The following is a 20,233-nucleotide window of genomic DNA, read 5'->3' on the forward strand; positions in this document are numbered from 1 at the left end:
AAGGGTTTGACCTACGCCTGCGTTGATACCGTGTTGTGAATACTTCAGCAAATGACCGCGGCCAAACTCCCCATTTCACCCTCTACATTGCAGGCCCCCAGCCCTTCCACGCTGGACAAGCGCGACTGGATTGCCGGGCTGGAAAAAGGCCTGTCCATCATCGAATGTTTTGACGATGCCAACCCACGCCTGACCGCCAGCCAGGCCGGCGCGCGCTGCGGCATGACACGCACGGCCGCCCGCCGCTATTTGCTGACACTGGAGCACCTGGGGTACGTCGCCGGCGACGGCAAGCTCTTCTGGCTGACACCGCGGGTGCTTCGCCTGGGCCAGTCCTACCTGGAGTCGGCGCGCCTGCCGCGCATCGTGCAACCCTTTTTGCAGCGCGTGACCGCCGGCACCCAGGAGAGCGCGTACGTGAGCGTGATGGACGGAGACGACATCGTCTATATCGCCCGCAACGGCTCCAGCCGCGCCATGAACACCGGCTACGTGCTGGGTTCACGCGTGCAGGCCCAGGTCACGGCAGCGGGCCTTTTAATGCTGTCGATGCGCGACCCCGCCTGGCTGGAAACCTGGCTGGCCAACCACGAACTCAAGGCCTACACCTCGTACACGATCGCCAGCAAGGACCGCCTGCGGATTGAACTGGCGCGCGTGCGGGCGCAAGGATGGGCGATTTCCGAGCAGCAGCTGGAACTCAATTACCGCGGTATTGCCGTACCGCTGCGGGACCGGCACGGGGAAGTGGCGGGCGCGCTCAGCGTGACCATGCCCATGGGGCATGAGTCGAGTGAGGAGGCGGGGGGACGGGTTCTGTCGGTGTTGCGGGAGACGGCGCAGGCGATGAGAAACCTGATTTGAGTGCATCTGCCAGGGCGGTTCTTGCTCTGGCGATGCGCGCTTTGCTGAGGGTGGCTGGCCGGGGGTTGCCCGGCATGCAAGTAACTTTCTTTTGCTTCGCCAAAAGAAAAGTGAGTAGCTGCCGGGCAAATCAAACCGCACCAACACTCCCCGTCACCGGTAAAACAATCCCCGTGACATAACTGGAACAAACAGGAGAAGCCAAAAATACATAAGCAGGCGACAGCTCCTCAGGTTGCGCCGGCCGCCTCATGTCGGTCTTCTTGCCGAAGTCCTTGATGACATCGGGCGGTGAATCCGCCGGATTGAGCGGTGTCCACACCGGGCCGGGCGCCACGGCATTCACGCGAATGCCTTTGTCCAGGAGGTTGCTGGCCAGGGCCTTGGTGAAGGCGTGAATGGCCCCTTTGGTCGCGGAGTAGTCCAGCAGCCTGGCGCTACCTTCCAGCCCTGTGACCGAGCCCGTGTTGATGATGCAGGAGCCCTGCTTCAGGTACGGCAATGCGGCCTTGGCCATGTGGAAGTAACCATACACATTGGTGCGCAGGGTTTCGTCGAAGCGTTCTTCCGTGAGGTCTTCCAGCGAATCAGCGTGCTCCTGGAAGGCCGCGTTGTTCACCAGGATGTCGAGCTTGCCCAGCGATTTGACGGTTTTCTTCACCGCCTCACGGCAGAACCCGGCATCTTTCACGTCACCTGCAATCAGCACGCAGCGGCGGCCTTCCGCTTCGACGCAGCGCTTTGTTTCTTTGGCATCCTGGTCGGAATCAAGATACGCAACCGCCACGTCGGCGCCTTCGCGCGCAAACAGCACCGCGACGGCGCGGCCAATGCCGGAATCTGCACCGGTGATCAATGCCGTCAACCCTTCCAGCTTGCCACTGCCCTTGTAGTGGGGCGCCATGAATTGCGGCTTGAGCTCCATTTCGGCTTCCAGGCCGGGCTTGCGCAGGTGCTGCTTCGGCAACGGCGGCTCGGGGTAATCCTGCTTGCCGGCTTGCACGGCTTCTTTCTGCTTGCCGACAGTGGTTTCGCGCTCGGCACGCTTGGCCTCGTCCTTGCTGTCCTGTTCTCGCTGGATCTTTTGCTGTTTGGCGGTGACGGGCTCCGCGCGTGCGGATGGGCGCGTGGAGGACGTCCGTGAAGAGGGAGTGATTTTGGGCATGGCGCTTCCTCGAAAGTGAAAGTTGATGGGTGAAAACCTCCATTTAGAGTGGCCCGCGCCTGGCACGGTGTAGGAAAGATTCGCGCCTTCGCCCCAGCCATGCCTTGCGGCCGCTGCAGCGTCGGGCCGAATCTTGCACAATCAAGGCAGCCATCTTTTCCATTGCCGCTTTTGTTGCCGCCCGAGCGGCGTTTGATGCAAACCCGACACTTCCTCCAGCTCATCGCGATGTCCGCCCTCTGGGGCGCATCATTTCCCCTGCTGCGTATCGCCAGCCCCGCCCTGGGGCCGTGGGTGGTAGCGGCCACCCGCTGCGTCCTGGCCTCGATCGTGCTGGGCCTGCTGATGAGCAGGCTGCGCGGCCAATGGCCGCCGCGCGAGGCGTGGCCCCGGCTGGCGCTGCTGAGCATGCTGTCGGTGGTGGTTCCCTTTGTGCTGTACAACTGGGCCGCGCTGGTCATCCCGTCGGGCTATTCGGCGGTGCTCAATGCCACGGTGCCGCTCTTCGGCGTGATGGCCGCCGCACTGGCCGGCGAGGAAAAACTCACCCGCCTCCGCCTGCTCGGCTGCGCAGTCGGCTTTGCCGGCGTCGCGCTGCTGGTGCAACTGGGGCCCGTCGCCGTCACGCCCCGGGTCGTGCTGGCGGCGTTGGCCTGTGTGGCCGCGTCGGCCAGCTACGGCTTCGGTGCCATCCTCATGAAACGCGCCACCATGGCCTATTCGCCGCTGCCTTCGTCAGCGGTGGTGCATGTGGCCGCGGCCCTGATCCTGCTCATACCGGGCGGAATCGCCGCACCCTCGGCTGTCCTGACGCCGGGCGCCGTGGCTGCCGTTACGGTGCTGGGCACGTTTACCTCCGGGTTTATGTACTGGATCAGCATGCGGTTGATGCGCGAGATTCCGGCCAGCGCCACCACGTCGGCGGCCTTCATGATTCCGCTGTTCGGCGTGACCTGGGGCGGGCTGTTTCTGGGGGAGCCGGTGACGATCAGCATGTTGCCGGGTTGCATCCTGGTGTTATCGGCCACCGCGCTGATCACGGGTTTTAACCCGTTTCGGGCTGCGCCACCTGAGCCATAAAGCTTAAGGCACGCACCGGCGCGAAGTCGTAAAGAAATCGTGGCGAGCGGCCCGAGCAGCCCGAGGTCGTGTCGAGGACCGGAGCCGTACACCCACCCGTACGGTGAGGATCGCAGATGCGAGATCGGGCCGCGCAGGAGATTTATTTGCGGCTTTGCATGATGTTGGGCGTGGCGACCACCACATCCGCATTCTGCGCACGCTGGCGCAGTGCGTGCTCCATCACTACCAGAGCCAGCATGGCCTCGGCAATCGGCGTGGCGCGAATGCCGACACAAGGGTCGTGCCGGCCCTTCGTCACCACCTCGGCGGGGTTGCCCGCGGTGTCGATCGACTGGCGCGGCGTGATGATAGAGCTCGTCGGCTTGATCGCGATGGACACCTCCAGGTCTTGCCCCGTGCTGATGCCGCCCAGCACACCGCCGGCGTTGTTCGACTGAAAGCCCTCTGGCGACAGACCGTCGCCGTGCGTGGTGCCGCGCTGCGTGACGCTGGCAAAGCCGGCGCCGATTTCAACGCCCTTGACGGCGTTGATGCCCATCATGGCAAAAGCAATGTCGGCGTCCAGCTTGTCAAAGAGCGGATCACCCAGGCCCACCGGCACTTTGGACGCCGTGACACGAATGCGCGCGCCGCAGGAGTCGCCGGCCTTGCGCAGCGCGTCCATGTAGTCTTCCAGTTTCGAAACGTCAGCCACCGGCGCGAAGAACGGATTGCCCGGCACGTGTTCCCACGATTCAAACGGAATCGCGATGTCGCCAATCTGCGTCATGCAGCCGCGAAAGGTGGTGCCGTATTTTTCAACCAGCCACTTCTTGGCCACCGCGCCGGCGGCCACCATTGGCGCCGTCAGGCGGGCGGAAGCACGGCCACCGCCACGCGGGTCGCGCCGGCCGTATTTGTGCAGGTAGGTGTAGTCGGCATGGCCAGGGCGGAAGGTTTCCAGGATGTTGCCGTAGTCCTTGCTGCGCTGGTCGGTGTTCCTGATCAGGAGGCAGATAGGGGTGCCCGTGGTCTTGCCCTCGTACACGCCGGAGAGGATCTCGACGGCGTCGGGCTCATTGCGCTGGGTCACATGCCGGCTGGTGCCGGGCCGGCGGCGGTCCAGGTCGCCCTGGATGTCGGCCTCACTCAAGTCCATGCCGGGCGGGCAGCCGTCAATCACGCAGCCAATGGCCGGGCCGTGGGATTCACCGAAGTTGGTGACTGCGAATAGGGTTCCGAAGGTATTTCCGCTCATGGGGGGATTATCCCAGAGGGGGCTGAGGGGGCACGGACAGCCTGATTCAGGCCCGCCGTTGACAAGCCCGGACAAACCCGGAGTGTGGGTAGCGCTGGTTTCTCGTGGTCATGTCAGACCGATGCCGAAGGGGCCGGTCCTTTCGGCAAGAAGGTAACAGCGGAAAAGTCGCTGCGCCAGAACATTGCCGATGTGATTGGAGCTCCCCAGGATTCAACGTAGGCAAGCACATCGCCTCGCTGCAATCGTTTCCGCTTTAATCGCAACTGATACTTTTCCAGGTTTTCGAAGGACAAAGGATCTCCCTTTTGATAGAAGTCCCAACCCGGGTTGTCACTCATTACACGTACAAAGCGCAACAAAGCGCCTTGGGAATAAGCCGAGAACTCATTGAGCGCGTCCTTCTTGCAATCATCAGTCGTACTTCGAATTGAAATCACATCAAAGCGAAACGTCGACTGCGCATAGGCTGGTACGTAACCGTCTCCCGCAGACAGGTGAGGCATAAAAACCGTTAGCCCAGGGGCGTTAGCCGGTGACCAGAGAATGAGCGGCGACGCGTCTTTGTCTTCCGTGTACGGCTGTTCTGGCAAGACAAACGGGGTTGGGCTGCTATGAACCCGCATTGGCGGATAGCGATCAAACGCCTGGGCAACCTCGGTCACCGGTGCCTTGATCACAGACAGATTGAAGAATGGGCGATCCAGAACAGACATGATGCGAACGTTTTGTTGCTTGCCGGCACTGCGACTACGCGAACTCTCCGTGGCGCGGTGCAACTTCGCCCTGCAGAAGAACACGTAATGTGAACTTGAGCGGGAAGACCTGAGACTCTTTCACGCGCAGCGCGGCCGCAACCGCCTTGCGTTCCTTTTTTGCCTGCGGGTACTCGGCCGAGGGAACGAAGATGTGGGTGTTTTCGTGCAGCAGCACCCCATGCCCAAACTCGAGATCGCCAGCCGTGGTCACGCCAACAAAGCCGGTGAACGTCTGGCCTGAGGAAGCAAGGAAATCAGCAGCAACGGACAGGTCGTAAAGGTCCGGGCCCATCATCTTCGCCGGATGAGGGCGAACCCAGGCTTCGTCCTGCTCTTCATCCTCTTCCTCGTCGCTTGCGAACTCCCAGACGGGAAAAGCGATGAGGTCTTCCGGCTTGAGTTGGTCAATGGGCTTTCGGGTCTTCAACGATGGAGGCATGGACAGTCTCTTCTAAGGTGAAAGTGTCAACAAAGCCGAACAAGCCCGGCATTCGCTTGAAGCAAGGGGCAGGCCTCTGCTCCCCCTTGAGGAAGCGGATGCGCTTGAGCCACAGGGTCAGACGCCTTTGACCCGTATGGGTGTGGTTTAGGCGTTCCTGAACTATAGCTTTGCAACCAGCCCCCCCCTCTTTGTCGCCCTGGCTGTGCAGCCATGCGGTGGAGCGCATGCCGCACACACTGTGGAACACTTCATGCTTGCTGCACTGCACCAACCCCGAATTGGATGTCTTGATTGAACAGGAGCACCCCATGCTGGACCGCACCGCGACCAAGTTTTCCCATGTCAAGCCCGGTGACACGCAGTTTGTCTCCGGTGGTTTGCGCGACTTTTTCCTGTACCGCGACCTTGGCATTGCCGACGCGACCAACGGCAAGGTCATCGCGCACCTTGTGAAGGCGAATATGGCACCAGAAACAGGCACGGGATGGCACCGTCATGAGGCAGATTTCCAGATCGTCATCATGACCAAGGGCTGGGCCCGCTTTATGTACGAAGACAAGGAAACCCTGGTCGAGGCCGGCGACGTGGTGCACCAGCGCCCGGGCATCAAGCATTTCCTGTTCGACTACTCCCCCGACATGGAATACCTCGAAATCGTCGGGCCGGCGGACTTCAAATCGATCGACGTCGACCCGGTCTGCGAGATCCCGCCCCCCACGCCCTGGAAGTAACCGGCCCTGGCCGCCCCCATCCCCGCACCCGCTCCCGATTGCCCCTTGTGGATGCGCCGAGGAGCGGAGGTTCAGACGGATCAGGGCAAAAACTTGTTTGAGCGAAGCGAGTTGTTTTTGGCCCCGGCTGGACCGAGCACCGCAGGTTGCCCGCAGCGCAGCGCAGGGACGCAGGAACCAGGGTCGCCTTTTCTTTGCTTACTTTCTTTTGGCGAAGCAAAAGAAAGTGAGTTGCATGCCGGGCAACCCCCGGCCAGAGCCCTCAGCAGAGAACCCAGCCCTCATCAGACCAACAGACATCGCCGTCAGTCAGCTCAAAACTCCGCATCCAACTCATCAATGTCATCCGGCTCCTTCCGAGCCTCAGCCACCCACTCCTTCATCGCCGGCAACTCCATGATGCGCTTGCAATACGCCGTGCAAGCCTTGTCCAGGGGCACGTCGTAGGTCAAAAACCGGGTAACCACCGGCGCATACATGGCATCGGCCACCGACAGCTGCTTGCCGAACAGATAGGGGCCGCCATAGGTGGCCAGGCATTCCTTCCAGATTTCCAGCACGCGGTCGATATCGGCCTGCGCGCGGGACCAGACCTTGAAGCCCGAAAAATGCGCCTTGATGTTCATTGGCAGCGCAGCGCGCATGGAGGCAAAGCCTGAATGCATTTCGCCGCACACCGCACGGCAATGCGCCCGCACCTTGATGTCCACGGGCAGCAACTGGGCTTTAGGCTTGATTTCATTGAGGTATTCGGCAATCGCCAGGGTGTCCCAAACCTTGACGTTGCCGTGCTGCAGCGAGGGCACCAGCATGCTGGACGAAAGCAGCAGCATTTCGGCCTTCATCGCCGGGTCATCCGGTGAAATCACTTTTTCGGTGAATTCCAGCCCCGCGAACTTCGCCAGCAGCCAGCCGCGCAGGGCCCACGCTCCGTAGTTCTTGCTGCTGATCGTCAGGATGGCTTTGGCCATGCACATGCTCCTTGAACCGGAAAGGTCCCGCTGGCTGCAGGATGGATGCATGAACTCCCGCAAGGCTTATGCCAGCCTGCGCTTTTCGGCTCCGACTGGCCCGTAACTTGCCTGCATGGACTGGCAGAGACAAAGAGACAACGAATTCCGATTCATGTCAGGACAACCATGCTTTACCAGGCCTACCAAACCCAGTCCGACCTGCTGTCGCCGTTTCGCCTGTTCGCCCAAAGCGGTAGCGCGGCATTCTGGCTGGGTAAAACCGAAGGCAGCCTGCTGCGCAAGATTTCGGCGTCCATGGAGGTGTTTTCACGCCTGCGGCTGACGCATACACGGCCGGCCTATGGCATCAGCTCAGTGAAGGTGGGCGAGCGCGAACTTGCCGTGACGGAAGAAACCGTTCTGTCCATGCCCTTTGGCACCCTGCTGCGCTTTCGCAAGGAAACACCCTCGGGCCTGCCCTTCCAGCCGCCGGTGCTGCTGGTAGCGCCGCTGTCGGGCCACTTTGCCACGCTGCTGCGCGAAACCGTGCGCACCCTGCTGCAAGACCACGACGTGTACATCACCGACTGGCACAACGCGCGCGATGTGTCCCTAAGCCACGGCCCGTTTGCGCTGGACGACTACATCGACCACATGATCCGCTTCACCCAGGCCATTGGCCCGGGCACCCATGTGGTGGCGGTGTGCCAGCCTTGCGTGGCGGCGCTGGCGGCCACCGCCATCATGGCTGAAGACGATGACCCGGCCCAGCCACGCAGCCTGACCCTGATGGCCGGCCCGGTGGATTGCCGCGTGAACCCGACCGGTGTCAACACACTGGCCACCAGCAAACCAATCGAGTGGTTCGAGAAAAACCTGATCAGCCATGTGCCGCTTCCGCACGCCGGCTACATGCGCCGCGTGTATCCAGGTTTTGTGCAGTTGAGCGCTTTTCTGAGCATGAACCTGGACCGGCACAAAAAATCCTTCCAGGACATGTACCAGCACTTGGTGGACGGTGATGTGGAAAAGGCCAACATCATCCGCGTGTTTTATGACGAGTACCTCGCCGTGAACGATCTCCCCGCCGAGTTCTACCTGGAAACAGTGGAAAAGGTGTTCCAGACCTACGACCTGCCGCTGGGCAAGCTCAGCTACCGCGGCCGCCTTGTCAAACCTGCCGCCATTCGCCGCACGGCGCTCATGACTGTTGAGGGGGAACGCGACGACATCTGCGCCGTAGGGCAAACGGTTGCGGCGCAGGACCTGTGCACCGGCATCCGGCCGTACATGAAAACCCACCATGTGCAGACCGGCGTGGGGCACTATGGGGTGTTCAGCGGGCGCAAGTGGAACCAGCAGATTTATCCGCGGGTTCGGGAGATGATTCACTCGAGCATGGGCTGAAATTCATACGAAATCGGCCTCCAGGCCAATGGAATCGGGCGCAAGCAGCTCCTGAATTAATAGCAATCAGTTGACCTATCCTTCAGGACTCGAGCCTTATCGGACGACACCATCCCAATCTCTGCGGATCGATTGATCTGCCAGAACCCATTCCTCAAAATGTGCAATTGCCGTCGCAGTTGCATCTTCCGTGAACGCTCTCCGCTCGAACTTCCCTCCACGCTCAAAGTAAAAAGTTTCAATCGCATCGCCATGGTTGAGGATGCAGTAAGTGTTATCAGACGGCGTGTCGTTGATTCGGAGCGCACTCATCCCGACACCTTTTGACTCCAATCTTCGCCGGAGTTCTTCGTAGGCATTCATCAAGGATTTCGCGTCTATATTTGCACGCGGTCAGCAAGGTCTTTTATCGATGCCTTCCACGCATCAAACTCGTCCGAATCTTCCCAAAGCTCCTTCAATTCAGAACCATCCGCCAGGATTCGTTCGATAACCTTGTGAGCCTTTTCTACCAGTGCGCTACTCGGAATGAGTCTGATTTTTTCGACCCAGATATCGATTGACTCACTGTAAGAGTTCTTCACTCCCCAATTACCCTGGAGCCTTGCGATGACTTCGATTGCCGCGAGAGCCTCGCAAGCATCTGGAGATTCCAGGTACTCCAATCCGTCTGAAAGCGCTTTGTTCAGCGTTTCCTCAACGAGTGAGAGATCACGGCATTCATCAAGGCCGTAGGCCCAATCGCATGCATCGTCATTACCCAGCGCGTCAATTGCCCAAGCACCCATACAGAACTCCTTAAGTCTTAGCGTTGAACGGCAGGCGGCCAAGGGCGTCGCCTGTTAGATGTCTCACCGAAAGGGACGAACCCATGCCAATGGCGCAGGAGCACGTCAATTCCAAAGCTGAGAGAGTCTAAGCGCAGCGAAGGTTCTCACCTCACGCCAAAAGCTCACTGCGCCGGCCTCATCCGTGCCACCCCAACCCCAATCAAACCCATCACCCCGACCAATCCCAAAATCACCCCACGCCCCTCCATCACCCCCGCAAACACCCCCACCAGCATGCCTGCCAGCGGCTGCGACAAATTGTTGAGCATCACGATCACGCCAGTAGTCTTGCCAAGGTCTCCCGGTGGAATGATCTTCTGCCGCAGGCTGCGGATGTAGACGTTGAACATCTTGTCGAAGCCGATCACCAGCAAGAAACCGGCGGTATACACCCAGAAGCTGCCGGCCAGCCCCGTCAGCAAGCCGCCGGCCAACATCACGCTGTATGACACCAGGCCCAGGGTTCGCAAGGGCAGTACGGTGCGGGCGATGAACAGCAGGATGATGACGGTGGCAATAGCGCCGGCCGTTTGCAGCAACGCGTAATCGCCCGCAGAGCGCTGCAGCAGCCCGGTCACCATCGCGGCCGAAGTAGCGAGCGTCACGCCAATGACCAGGTTAACGCCGGCCGCCAGCGCAATCACTTTTTTCAGGCCCGGCAGGTGCAGCACCTGCGAAAACGCGGTGCGGATGGGCAGCAGCCAATGGTCGGGGGCAGATTCGGGCGCGGCCAGCTCAACCGGGTTCTTCCGGTGCCACAAGGTCACGGCGCCATCGGCCAGCAAAAAAAGCGCCGCGGTGGCAGCCACCACCGCGGGCCACGGCATCCAGCGCAGCAACAGCGACGCCAGCACGGGGCCCAGAACCATGCCAAGCTGGTCGGCAATCTGCGCATGGGCCAGCACTTTCTCAAAGCGGTGCTGACGGAAAATTTGCGGCAGCATGACCTCGCGGGCCATCAATCCCTGGGTGGTCAGCACACCGCAGACCGCGGAAAGGGCAATCAACCAGCCAATGCCGCCCAGCCACTGAAAAGCGGCCGCCCCGCCGATGCACACGAGCGCGCGGTAGAGCTGGCTGATGCGCAAAAGCTTGAGGGGCGAAACCCGGTCGCACAGCGCGCCGCACACGGGAAAAGCCAGGAAACGGGGGAGCGTTTCTACCGTGAAGGCGATACCGGACCAGGCCACACTTCCTGTGGTTTCGAAAACCACCAGAGGAACCAGGAACAGCAGTATCTGGTCGGCAAGCCTGGAAAGGAACAAGGAGCTATAAAACAGCTGGCCGTTGGCGTTGTTGGCGTTGTCGCGCACTCCTGCTCCCATCGCCTTGCCTCGCAAAGCAGGCCAGATGCCTTGCGTATCTGGCTATTATTTTGATAGCGCCTTGCGCTCTTCCTGATTGGGCTGATTGGGCAGGCGGCATCTTTTACGCAAAGAACGCCATCAGGTCCGTACCCCTTGTGTTCAGCTGCGGTCGGCGCCGTCTTCTTCCGGCCAGTCGCGGATATAGGCCTTGAGCATCTTGTTTTCGAAGTTCTGGCTGTCCACCACGGCCTTGGCCACGTCGTAAAGGCTGATGACGCCCATCATGACTTTCTGGTTCATCACAGGCATGTAACGCGCGTGGCGTTCCAGCATCATGCGGCGGACTTCGTCGAGTTCGGTCTCCGACGTGCAGGTGAGTGGGTGGTCGTCCATGGCAGTGCGCACCAGCGTGCTGCCGATCTCGCCGCCGTTTTTGACGATGCAGACAATCACTTCGCGAAATGTCAGCATGCCGACCAGGTCGCCGTGCTCCATGACGACCAGTGAGCCGATGTCTTTTTCGGCCATGATCTGCGCCGCCTTGGCAAGGGGTTCGTCAGGCTGGACGGTGTAAAGCGTGTTGCCCTTCACGCGCAGTATGTCTAGAACCTTCATGGCCATCTCCTCGGTTGTGCTGCTTGCCGGCCCTCATTGTCCCACCACAGCGCGGCAACAGGGAATTCAGTTTAAATATAGCCCACAATCAAACGGCAGGTTGCAAGAATCTGTTCGGGCTCCTGCGATTGCCCGGCGCACCGCCACTTTTTTCTGACTGGAGACAAACCCATGCCCGGTTACTCAGACCCCGGCTTCGACACCCTGGCGTTGCACGCCGGTGCCGCGCCCGACCCCACCACCGGCGCGCGTGCCGTGCCGATTCACCTGACGACTTCTTTTGTCTTCGAATCCAGCGACCACGCGGCCAGCCTCTTTAACCTCGAACGCGCAGGCCACGTCTATTCGCGCATCAGCAACCCGACCAACGCGGTGCTGGAGCAGCGCGTGTCGGCTCTGGAAGGCGGCATAGGCGCGATCGCCACGTCCAGCGGGCAGGCGGCACTGCACCTGGCAATTGCCACCTTGATGGGCGCCGGCTCGCACATCGTCGCCAGCACCGCGCTTTACGGCGGCAGCCAGAACCTGCTGCACTACACCTTGCGTCGTTTCGGCATTGACACCTCCTTCGTCAAGCCCGGTGACCTGGACGGCTGGCGCGCCGCTGTACGGCCCAACACCAAACTTTTCTTCGGCGAAACCGTGGGCAACCCGGGCCTCGATGTGCTGGACATCGAAGCCGTGTCGAGCATGGCCCATGATGCCGGCGTGCCGCTGCTGGTGGACTCCACCCTCACCTCGCCCTGGCTCATCAAGCCCTTTGAACACGGCGCCGACCTGGTCTACCACTCGGCCACCAAGTTCCTGAGCGGCCACGGCACGGTCATTGGCGGCGTGGTGGTGGATGGCGGCAGTTTTGACTGGGAAAAATCCGGAAAATTTGCCGAACTGACCAAGGCCTACGAAGGCTTTCACAACATGGTGTTCAGCGAGGAAAGCACCGTGGGCGCCTTCCTGCTGCGCGCGCGGCGTGAGGGCCTGCGCGACTTCGGCGCCTGCATGAGCCCGCACACGGCCTGGCTGATCTTGCAAGGCATTGAAACCCTGCCGCTTCGTATGGCGCGGCACATGGGCAACACCGAAAAGGTGGTGCAGTTTCTTGCCAGCCACCCGCTGGTTTCACGCGTGGGCCACCCCATGCTCGAGTCGCACCCCAGCCATGCACTGGCCAAAAAGCTGCTGCCGCGCGGCGCCGGCTCGGTGTTCAGCTTCGACATCAAGGGCAACCGCGAACAGGGCAAGGCCTTCATCGAGGCGCTGAAAGTCTTCAGCCACCTGGCCAACGTGGGCGACTGCCGCAGCCTGGTGATCCACCCCGCCAGCACCACGCATTTCCGCATGAGCGACGAAGCGCTGGCGGCCGGCGGCATCACGCAGGGAACGATTCGCCTGTCGATTGGACTGGAAGACCCGGACGACCTGCTGGACGACCTCAAACGCGCCCTCAAGGCGGCAGAAAAAGCCGCCATGAAAGCGGGGGCCTGAAGCATGTACCTCGACGTCAACGGCCATAAAACGTATTGCTACACCGGCGGCAAACCTTTTGATGCGGCCAAACCCACTGTCGTGTTTGTTCATGGCGTACTCAACGACCACAGCATCTGGATTTTGCAGACCCGCTACTTCGCGCACCACGGCTTCAACGTGCTGGCGCCGGACTTGCCGGGCCACTGCAAAAGCGAAGGCGAGCCGCCGCAGTCGGTCGAAGAGGCTGCCGGGTTCATCATCGCGTTGCTCGATGCGGCCGGCATCAAAACCGCCGCACTGGTGGGCCACAGCTTCGGCTCCCTCACGGCGCTGCACGCGGCGTCCACTGCACCGCAAAGGGTGACGCGCCTTGCGTTGCTGGGCACCGCCTCCCCCATGAAAGTTTCCCCGGCGCTACTGGACAGCGCATTGAACCAGCCGATGAAGGCCATCGACATGGTCAACACCTTCTCGCATTCCATGCTGGCGCCGCCGCCTTCGTCGCTGGGCCCGGGCACCTGGCTGTATGGAGGGTCGAAGGCGCTCATGAAGCGGGTGCTGGCCAGCAATACCAAAGTCAACCTGTTCCACCGCGGCTTCAAGGCCTGCGACGACTACACCGGCGGTGAAGCAGCCATCGAAAAAGTGCAGTGCCCGGTGCTGTTCATCCTGGGCAAGAACGATTCCATGACCTTGCCCAAAATGGCGGCGCCGCTGCAGGCCAAAGCCAAAAACGCCAGGACGGTGATGCTGCAGGCCGGCCACCAGATGATGACCGAGGCACCCGAAGGGGTCTTGTTTGCGCTGAAGAATTTCATCAAGCCATGAGCGTGCCGATGGCCACGCCACCGATGACGCAGCAGCGTGCGCTGGAAATCGCCGCCAGCTTCGACCTGCGGGCGCTGCCGCCGGATTTTTACGCCAACCCCTATCCGGTTTATGCAGTGCTGCGAGAAACCGAACCTGTCAAGCGCATGCCGGACGGTTCCTGGTTCTTCACGCGTTATGCCGACCTGGTGGCGGTGTACCGCGACGCGCAGACCTTCAGCTCGGACAAGAAAGTGGAGTTCGAGCCCAAGTACGGAGCGGGCTCGGCCCTGTTTGAACACCACACCACCAGCCTGGTGTTCAACGACCCGCCGCTTCACACGCGCGTTCGCAAACTGATCATGGGCGCTCTCACGCGGCGCGCCATCGCCGACATGGAGCCTGGTCTCATCACGCTGGTCGATGGCTTGCTGGACGTGATCGAAAGCCGGGGCGGCGGTGATTTGATTGAGGATTTCGCTTCGGCGATCCCGGTGGAGATCATCGGCAACCTGCTGGGCGTGCCGCATGCCGACCGGGCGCCGCTTCGCGCCTGGTCGCTGGCCATACTCGGCGCTCTGGAGCCCAAATTGACGCCCGAACAGGATGCCTTGGGCAACAGTAGCGTGCGGGACTTCACCGGCTACCTCAAGGACCTGGTGGCCGACCGGCGCAAACACCCGGGTGACCCGGAACACGATGTGCTGACACGGCTGATCGGCGAAGAAGTGTCGGGTGAAAGGCTCAGCGAAACCGAGTTGCTGCAAAACTGCGTGTTCATCCTCAACGCCGGCCACGAAACCACGACGAATCTCATCGGCAACGCGCTGGTGCTGCTGCAGGAATGGCCGCAGGCAAAGCAGCAACTGCTATCAAAACTGGAGCTGCTAGCGCCCGTAGATAAAGGGATGCAGGCCGATTTGGCTGTTGAAATCGATGAATTTTTGCGTTTTGAGTCATCCAATCAGCTGGGCAACCGTCGTGCGCTCAAGGCCTGCCAAGTGGGCGGTGTGGACTTGCCGGAAGGCGCATTGCTGACACTGTGCATTGGGGCCGCAAACCGCGACCCGGCGCAGTTTACGCACCCGGAAACGCTGGACCTGGCACGCCAGGACAACCGCCACTTGGCTTTCGGCTACGGCATTCACCAATGCGCCGGACTCAGCCTGGCCCGGCTTGAAGGCCGCGTTGCCATTGGCCGCTTTCTGCAGCGTTTTCCGCGCTACCGCCTGACCGCCAGCCCCACACGTGGCGGCCGTGCGCGCTTCAGGGGTTTTCTGAAGGCGCCGTTTTCAACGACGGCTACCTGACCTGGCGTTGCGCGCCCACAAGATGCTGCGGCGCCGTTTCCAGCGCCCGCAACAGTGCCTGCGTGGATGGCAAATGAGGCACTGCCTTGATGTCGGTGTGCTCCAGCGAATCCAGTAAGCGTGCAAGGGTTTGCGCGTGCGGCGTCAAAGGGCCCAGAAAGTGCGTGCCGTCCGCATCGGTAATCAGCAGCGTGGGAAAGGTTTCCACTTCCAGGTCTCCGACCAGCTCGGCTTCGTCTTCAATGTCCAGCCAGACAAACCGGCTTTCCGGATAGCGCAAGGCCATTTCCGAGAAGACGACGCCGTAGTCGCGGCAAAGGCCGCACCAGTCCGCGCAGAGGCAAATCACCCAGCGCGCGTGGGGCGTCGTCACAGGCAGCTCATCATGGGGAGTTTCTGGAAGTAAATCGGTTGGCATGCAGGCAGAAGCGCGGAAAGGGTGTGACGAGGCTGGGCGGCCATGGATTGACTATTATGGCCAGCGTCGCAAAATGAGGAGCACCCCCGGATATCCGGCGCAGGAGACAAACCCATGAATGCCATCAGCCCCGATGCGGCCGAAACCGGCGTCACGACACCCGTTGATCCCCGCAGCTTTGCGTCTTTCGCGGATTTTTACCCCTTCTACCTGGGCGAGCATCGCAACCCGATCTGCCGCCGCCTGCACTTTGCAGGCTCAAGCCTCACGCTGCTCTGCCTGGCGGCACTGCTGGCCACCCGCAACCCGTGGTGGCTGCTGGCAGGCTTGCTGTGCGGCTACGGCTTTGCATGGATCGGGCATTTTGGGTTCGAGAAGAACCGGCCCGCCTCGTTCAAACGGCCGCTCTACAGCTTCATGGGAGACTGGGTCATGTACCGCGACATGTGGGTCCGGGCCTTGCGGCGCAGCAAAAGCAGCTGAACCCTGTTTTCCACGTTGCAGTCCCCAAACCCTTAACGGGCTGTATCAGGAGTCCAGTGACTGCAAAGGGCCAGTTTTTAACGCCTTGAGGCATGCAGCACCTGCCTGCAACGCCGCTTCATGCGTGGGATACGGGTGGTCGGAGCCTTCAATGCGCAGGTCCGCCATATGCTCCTGCGCAGACAGCTGCGTGACCACCCAGTAAAAAAGACCTGCTGACGGCTCCTTCACCCGCACCGCCAGCGGCCCGGGCGCATCGGGAACAGCGGCACTCATAAAGACCGCCCGAGCTCAGTGCTCACGTCTTTGGCGGCTGGGCCTACTTCCGCTACGGCAACACGCAGTTCAAGCTCACTGCAATCGAGTGCGCTGACCCAGTATTTCAGGGAGGCTTCCTCGTTGATGTTGATGGGCTCGTTTGTCAGGGCCGGGTCGGCGATCAGGTTCGATGGTGATGTCACAGTTCTCTCCAGCTTGGTTGTCAATTGAGGGGATTGCAGCAGATGGAGAGAATCGTGGCGTAAGCATAAAGATGGTCTTGTAAGAATTCCTCCCGCGCGCCTGAAGGCCTAACGGGCGAAAATTTGTGCGGTGCAGCATGAAAATTCTTACAAGGCTTACGTCACCCGAACGGCTGTTGCAGGATCAGGCAATCTGGCTGGAAAACAGGCTCAAACCTGCTTCCCGGCACGGCGTTTGGGCTGAAGGCAGAGCCTGCCGAATCGCAAGGAGGCCACGTCAAAGGCCAGATTGACGCGGGTGTGCGCCTGAACCGCCGCGAAGGCGCAACGCAAAAAATTAAGGGCTGGACTCGCCGTCTACCCGGATGCCCAACTGCTTGACCTTGACACGCTGCTCCACGGCCTGACTCCACATTTCGAAGTCTTTATTGGTGGGCGCCGGGCCCTGGCCGGTCTGATAGGCCCACATTTTTGCAGTCAACTCTTCGTAGATCTGCCTGGCTTCCTGGTGCGCCTGCCGTTCATGCGCGATGGCGCCGTCCAATTTTTCCCTGGCTGGTGTTTTTGATGGCATTGTCAGTGCGTGAAAAAATCAAAAAAACAGATTTTGTTACAGCACGCCGGCAGGCACAAATATCCCTAAGCCGTGATTGGTTTTTAGTCCGGATGGACTAGCCTCGAAACCTGCCGATGTGCGGGGGTTGGCGGGTCGGAGTTGGCGGTTTACAGCGCGTCGCGCAGCCGTATGGCCGGCCACCGGGCTTTTTCCCAGAGGCCCTGGACCGCTTCGGCTTTGTCCAGCAGAAGTTGCTGTATCAGCGGCTCCAGCGGCGTGGCGTCTGGATCGGCCAGCAGCAAGTAACGGGCTTCTACCTCGCCCTCGGCTTCATTGAGCTGGCCTACCCAGTCCAGGGCAACCAGTGTTTCCAGTACCGGCTCCAGCTGCAGCCCGTCCACCTGAAGCAGCTCGGCCAGCTGCGAAGCGCTGACGCCCTTGCGCGGGGTAGCCAGTGCCCGGTGCAACTGCTGGAGCACTTCAATGGCCAGCTGGAAATGCCAGCCATGTGCGCTGCCGCGACGGGCCACTCCGGCCAGGAGACTGGGCAGGTACGCGGCAATCACAGCGCCCATCAGTACGATGACCCAGGACACATAAATCCATACAAGGAGGATGGGCAAGGTAGCGAACGCGCCATACACCAGCGAATAGGTCGGCACGGCGCCCAGATACAGGCTCAGCACGCGTTTGGCCACCTCAATGCCCGCAGCCACAAACAGGCCCCCTACCCAGGCATGCGACCACTTCACGTAGGTATTGGGTACATAGCGGTACATCGCTGCCATGCCCCCTGCCACCAGGAAAAACTGCAGGACGCTGAGCAGAAAACGCAGGCTGACCGGCAAGGCGCCCACCAGGCCGCCCGAGGCGGACAGCACATAAGAGGTGACCGCCAGGCTGGCCGCCAGCAGCAGCGGCCCCAGGGTAATGGCAGCCCAATAAATGAGCACACGCTGCGTCAGTGGCCGCGCCTTCTTGACGCGCCAGATACCGTTGAGCGTGCGGTCGATCGTCAAAATAAGCGCGATGGCGGTAACCAGCAGCACGGCCAGGCCCGCGATGCCCAGCTTGTTGGCCTGGCGGCTGAACTGCGTCAGGTAACCCAGCACCTGGCGGGCAATGTTGTCGGGGATCAGGCTCTGGATCAGCCAGGCCTGCAGGGCACCCTGCAACTTCGAGAACATCGGGAAGGCCGTAAAAATGGCCAGCGCCACCGTAAAAAACGGCACCAGCGCGATCGACGTGGTGAAGGTCAGGCTGCTGGCGGTCAGGCCCATGTGATCTTCGCGGAACCGGTCGCGCAGCGTGAGCGCTGTGCCGCGCCACGGAAAGCGCGACAGGTTGCCCAAGAGGTCCTCCAGATATTGCTGAAATTTCATCCCCGGTATCATGCCACTGACCTTGGACGTGTTGACGGTCCAGCGGGTTCCCATGACCATGAACAAAACAACGCAAATTGACATCACCCGCCGGCTCGCGCTGGCCAGTCTGCTGGGCCTTATCGTCCTGGGCCTGGCCTGGGAAATGTGGCTGGCGCCCATACGCCCGGGCGGCTCATTACTGGCGCTCAAAGTGCTGCCGCTGTGCATCCCGCTGGCCGGCATCATGAAAAACCGCATGTACACCTACCGCTGGGTCAGCCTGCTGGTGTGGCTTTATTTCACCGAAGGCGTGGTGCGGGCCTGGAGCGACCGCACCCCCGGCAACTACCTGGCCTTCATCGAGGTACTGCTGTGCCTCACGCTGTTTGTCGCCTGCGCGATGCATGTGCGGGTGCGGCTGAAAAACGCCTCCACCGCTTCCAGCGCCTCAAATCCATCAACCCCTTAACCTGAAGCCGAACATCGTGAGCACACACACCCAACTGATTGAGTCCCTGCGCCAGATCGTCGGCGCACCCAATGTCCTGATTGATGGCGACCTGACGCCCTGGGTACAGGACTGGCGCAGGCGCGAAACCGGCAAGGCCCTGGCCGTGGTGCGTCCTGGCTCCACGCCTGAAGTCGCGGCCGTGGTGAAAGCCTGCGCCGCAGCACGCGTGAGCATCGTGCCGCAAGGCGGCAATACCGGCATGGTGGTAGGGTCGACACCCGACGACACCGGCACGCAGGTCGTGCTCAGCCTGACACGCATGAACAAGGTGCGCACGCTGGACGCCGGCAACCTGACCATCACGGTCGATGCCGGCTGCGTGCTGCAAAACCTGCAGGAAGCCTGCGAAAAAGCCGGTTTCCTGTTTCCCTTGAGCCTGGCCTCGGAAGGAAGCTGCACCATTGGCGGCAACCTCGGCACCAACGCCGGCGGCACCCAGGTCGTGCGCTACGGCAATACGCGCGACCTCTGCTTGGGCCTGGAAGTCGTCAACGCGCAGGGCGAAATCTGGGACGGCCTCTCTGGCCTGCGAAAAGACAACACCGGCTACGACCTGCGCCACCTGTTCATCGGCAGCGAAGGCACGCTGGGCGTGATCACCGGCGCCATCATGAAGCTGTATCCCATGCCCAAATCCCAGCTCACCGCCTTTGCGGCCGTGCCGTCGCTTGAGGCCGCCGTACAGCTGCTGGGCCTGGCGCATGAGCACCTGGGCTCCGGCCTGACCGGTTTCGAAGTCATGGGCCAGTTCGCACTGGGCCTGGTGGCCAGGCACTTCCCGCAACAACGCGTGCCTTTCTGGCAAGAGCACGCCTGGTGCGTGGTTCTGGAGAACTCGGACAACGAATCGGAAACCCATGCGCGTGAATGCTTCGAGCGACTGCTCGAGGCCGCCATGGAGGCCGGCTGCGTGGCCGACGCAGTCGTCGCCGAGAGCATGGCGCAGGCGCACGCACTGTGGCACATCCGTGAAAGCATCCCGATGGCGCAGGCCGAAGAGGGCCTGAACATCAAACACGACATCTCGATCAACGTGTCGCGCATCCCCGAATTCGTGACTGAAACCAATGCCCTGCTGCTCGCGCGTTTTCCCGGCGCGCGCATGGTCGTCTACGGCCACCTGGGCGACGGCAACCTGCACTACAACGTGCAGGCGCCGGAGAATGAAGACCAGGCACGTTTCCTGAACGAGCAGGAGACGCCCATGAATGCCCTGGTCTACGAAGCGGTGGACCGCTACCGGGGCTCGATATCGGCCGAGCACGGCGTCGGCAGCCTCAAGGTTGATACGCTGCCCAAGCACAAATCACCCGTGGCACTGGACATGATGCGCGCCATCAAACAGGGCCTGGACCCTCATAACCTGATGAACCCGGGACGGGTGCTAAAGGCATAATTAAACCTTTGGCCGCACGCCGCCCCGCCGGCCCCCGCCCCCCTCCTGACCCCAAGCCGACTGGTTGT

24 protein-coding genes are annotated in these 20,233 nt (G+C 61.3%); 10 read left to right on the forward strand and 14 right to left on the reverse strand.

The genetic code is table 11. The annotated features are described in order from the left end of the window. Positions 1–51: 51 nt before the first annotated feature. Positions 52–864, forward strand: coding sequence for an IclR family transcriptional regulator domain-containing protein (locus tag AC1D1J_RS05755; protein ID WP_477694108.1), 813 nt, complete (start codon positions 52–54; stop codon positions 862–864). Between the two features lie 130 nt (positions 865–994). On the opposite strand, the gene AC1D1J_RS05760 is transcribed toward AC1D1J_RS05755, so the two are convergent. Beyond that, the gene (locus AC1D1J_RS05760) at positions 995–2,029 is read right to left on the reverse strand and encodes an SDR family oxidoreductase (RefSeq protein ID WP_477694109.1); all 1,035 of its coding nucleotides are present in this window, start codon (positions 2,027–2,029) and stop codon (positions 995–997) included. A 228-nt stretch (positions 2,030–2,257) separates the two neighbouring features. Here AC1D1J_RS05760 and AC1D1J_RS05765 point away from each other — a divergent pair, with 228 nt between their 5' ends. Then, on the forward strand, positions 2,258–3,109 hold the full coding sequence (locus AC1D1J_RS05765) for a DMT family transporter (RefSeq protein WP_477694110.1): 852 nt from the start codon (positions 2,258–2,260) through the stop codon (positions 3,107–3,109). A gap of 142 nt (positions 3,110–3,251) precedes the next feature. Here the strand turns inward: AC1D1J_RS05765 and aroC are convergent, their stop codons facing one another. The 3 genes from aroC to AC1D1J_RS05780 form a co-directional block, all read right to left on the reverse strand. Beyond that, complete coding sequence (gene aroC / locus AC1D1J_RS05770) at positions 3,252–4,349, reverse strand: chorismate synthase (protein WP_477694111.1); 1,098 nt, start codon at positions 4,347–4,349, stop codon at positions 3,252–3,254. A gap of 113 nt (positions 4,350–4,462) precedes the next feature. Next, complete coding sequence (locus AC1D1J_RS05775) at positions 4,463–5,065, reverse strand: hypothetical protein (protein WP_477694112.1); 603 nt, start codon at positions 5,063–5,065, stop codon at positions 4,463–4,465. 34 nt (positions 5,066–5,099) lie between these two features. After that, complete coding sequence (locus AC1D1J_RS05780) at positions 5,100–5,546, reverse strand: hypothetical protein (RefSeq protein ID WP_477694113.1); 447 nt, start codon at positions 5,544–5,546, stop codon at positions 5,100–5,102. Positions 5,547–5,857: 311 nt separating this feature from the next. Here AC1D1J_RS05780 and AC1D1J_RS05785 point away from each other — a divergent pair, with 311 nt between their 5' ends. After that, on the forward strand, positions 5,858–6,280 hold the full coding sequence (locus tag AC1D1J_RS05785; protein WP_092130677.1) for a cupin domain-containing protein: 423 nt from the start codon (positions 5,858–5,860) through the stop codon (positions 6,278–6,280). A gap of 314 nt (positions 6,281–6,594) precedes the next feature. Here AC1D1J_RS05785 and AC1D1J_RS05790 read toward each other — a convergent pair whose 3' ends face one another. After that, complete coding sequence (locus AC1D1J_RS05790; RefSeq protein ID WP_477685210.1) at positions 6,595–7,251, reverse strand: glutathione S-transferase; 657 nt, start codon at positions 7,249–7,251, stop codon at positions 6,595–6,597. A gap of 168 nt (positions 7,252–7,419) precedes the next feature. Between AC1D1J_RS05790 and AC1D1J_RS05795 the strand changes: the two genes are divergently transcribed. Beyond that, a complete protein-coding gene (locus AC1D1J_RS05795; protein ID WP_477694114.1) occupies positions 7,420–8,640 on the forward strand; it encodes a polyhydroxyalkanoate depolymerase in 1,221 nt (406 codons plus the stop codon). A gap of 96 nt (positions 8,641–8,736) precedes the next feature. Here AC1D1J_RS05795 and AC1D1J_RS05800 read toward each other — a convergent pair whose 3' ends face one another. The 4 genes from AC1D1J_RS05800 to AC1D1J_RS05815 form a co-directional block, all read right to left on the reverse strand. Further along, positions 8,737–9,003, reverse strand: a complete 267-nt coding sequence (locus tag AC1D1J_RS05800) for a hypothetical protein (protein WP_477685208.1) — start codon at positions 9,001–9,003, stop codon at positions 8,737–8,739. A 14-nt stretch (positions 9,004–9,017) separates the two neighbouring features. Next, positions 9,018–9,428, reverse strand: coding sequence for a DUF4259 domain-containing protein (locus AC1D1J_RS05805; protein ID WP_477694115.1), 411 nt, complete (start codon positions 9,426–9,428; stop codon positions 9,018–9,020). Between the two features lie 164 nt (positions 9,429–9,592). Next, on the reverse strand, positions 9,593–10,795 hold the full coding sequence (locus AC1D1J_RS05810) for an MFS transporter (protein ID WP_477694116.1): 1,203 nt from the start codon (positions 10,793–10,795) through the stop codon (positions 9,593–9,595). Between the two features lie 141 nt (positions 10,796–10,936). After that, on the reverse strand, positions 10,937–11,392 hold the full coding sequence (locus AC1D1J_RS05815) for a CBS domain-containing protein (protein WP_457280097.1): 456 nt from the start codon (positions 11,390–11,392) through the stop codon (positions 10,937–10,939). Between the two features lie 171 nt (positions 11,393–11,563). On the opposite strand from AC1D1J_RS05815, the gene AC1D1J_RS05820 reads away from it, so the two are divergent. From AC1D1J_RS05820 to AC1D1J_RS05830, 3 genes are read left to right on the forward strand one after another with little or no spacing between them, the layout of a single operon-like run. Then, positions 11,564–12,877: an O-acetylhomoserine aminocarboxypropyltransferase gene (locus AC1D1J_RS05820; protein ID WP_477694117.1), complete on the forward strand. Its 1,314-nt coding sequence runs from the start codon at positions 11,564–11,566 to the stop codon at positions 12,875–12,877. A gap of 3 nt (positions 12,878–12,880) precedes the next feature. Then, positions 12,881–13,687: an alpha/beta fold hydrolase gene (locus tag AC1D1J_RS05825; protein ID WP_477694118.1), complete on the forward strand. Its 807-nt coding sequence runs from the start codon at positions 12,881–12,883 to the stop codon at positions 13,685–13,687. Then, positions 13,684–14,976: a cytochrome P450 gene (locus AC1D1J_RS05830; RefSeq protein WP_477694119.1), complete on the forward strand. Its 1,293-nt coding sequence runs from the start codon at positions 13,684–13,686 to the stop codon at positions 14,974–14,976. Before AC1D1J_RS05825 ends, AC1D1J_RS05830 begins: the two co-directional genes overlap by 4 nt. Here AC1D1J_RS05830 and AC1D1J_RS05835 read toward each other — a convergent pair. Continuing rightward, positions 14,969–15,349: a thioredoxin family protein gene (locus tag AC1D1J_RS05835; protein ID WP_477694120.1), complete on the reverse strand. Its 381-nt coding sequence runs from the start codon at positions 15,347–15,349 to the stop codon at positions 14,969–14,971. The two genes, AC1D1J_RS05830 and AC1D1J_RS05835, sit on opposite strands and share 8 nt — an antisense overlap. 159 nt (positions 15,350–15,508) lie before the next feature. Here AC1D1J_RS05835 and AC1D1J_RS05840 point away from each other — a divergent pair, with 159 nt between their 5' ends. Beyond that, positions 15,509–15,877, forward strand: a complete 369-nt coding sequence (locus tag AC1D1J_RS05840; protein WP_477685201.1) for an Mpo1-like protein — start codon at positions 15,509–15,511, stop codon at positions 15,875–15,877. A gap of 45 nt (positions 15,878–15,922) precedes the next feature. Here the strand turns inward: AC1D1J_RS05840 and AC1D1J_RS05845 are convergent, their stop codons facing one another. From AC1D1J_RS05845 to AC1D1J_RS05860, 4 genes are all read right to left on the reverse strand, one after another. Continuing rightward, positions 15,923–16,153, reverse strand: coding sequence for a hypothetical protein (locus AC1D1J_RS05845; protein WP_477685200.1), 231 nt, complete (start codon positions 16,151–16,153; stop codon positions 15,923–15,925). After that, positions 16,150–16,338 (reverse strand): DUF3606 domain-containing protein, encoded by a 189-nt coding sequence (locus AC1D1J_RS05850; RefSeq protein ID WP_457280090.1) that lies wholly within the window; start codon positions 16,336–16,338, stop codon positions 16,150–16,152. Before AC1D1J_RS05850 ends, AC1D1J_RS05845 begins: the two co-directional genes overlap by 4 nt. A 337-nt stretch (positions 16,339–16,675) precedes the next feature. Beyond that, entirely contained in the window at positions 16,676–16,912 is a 237-nt protein-coding gene (locus AC1D1J_RS05855) for a hypothetical protein (protein WP_477685199.1), read from the reverse strand. Positions 16,913–17,061: 149 nt separating this feature from the next. Next, positions 17,062–18,276 carry a YihY family inner membrane protein gene (locus AC1D1J_RS05860; protein WP_477685198.1) on the reverse strand — a complete coding sequence of 405 codons (1,215 nt, stop codon included), beginning with the start codon at positions 18,274–18,276 and terminating at the stop codon, positions 17,062–17,064. A gap of 58 nt (positions 18,277–18,334) precedes the next feature. Between AC1D1J_RS05860 and AC1D1J_RS05865 the strand changes: the two genes are divergently transcribed. Further along, positions 18,335–18,727, forward strand: coding sequence for a DUF2069 domain-containing protein (locus AC1D1J_RS05865; RefSeq protein ID WP_477694475.1), 393 nt, complete (start codon positions 18,335–18,337; stop codon positions 18,725–18,727). Positions 18,728–18,743: 16 nt separating this feature from the next. Next, positions 18,744–20,165, forward strand: a complete 1,422-nt coding sequence (locus tag AC1D1J_RS05870) for an FAD-binding oxidoreductase (RefSeq protein ID WP_477694121.1) — start codon at positions 18,744–18,746, stop codon at positions 20,163–20,165. Positions 20,166–20,233 lie beyond the last annotated feature (68 nt).

Source organism: Polaromonas sp. P1_F8, assembly GCF_056405635.1.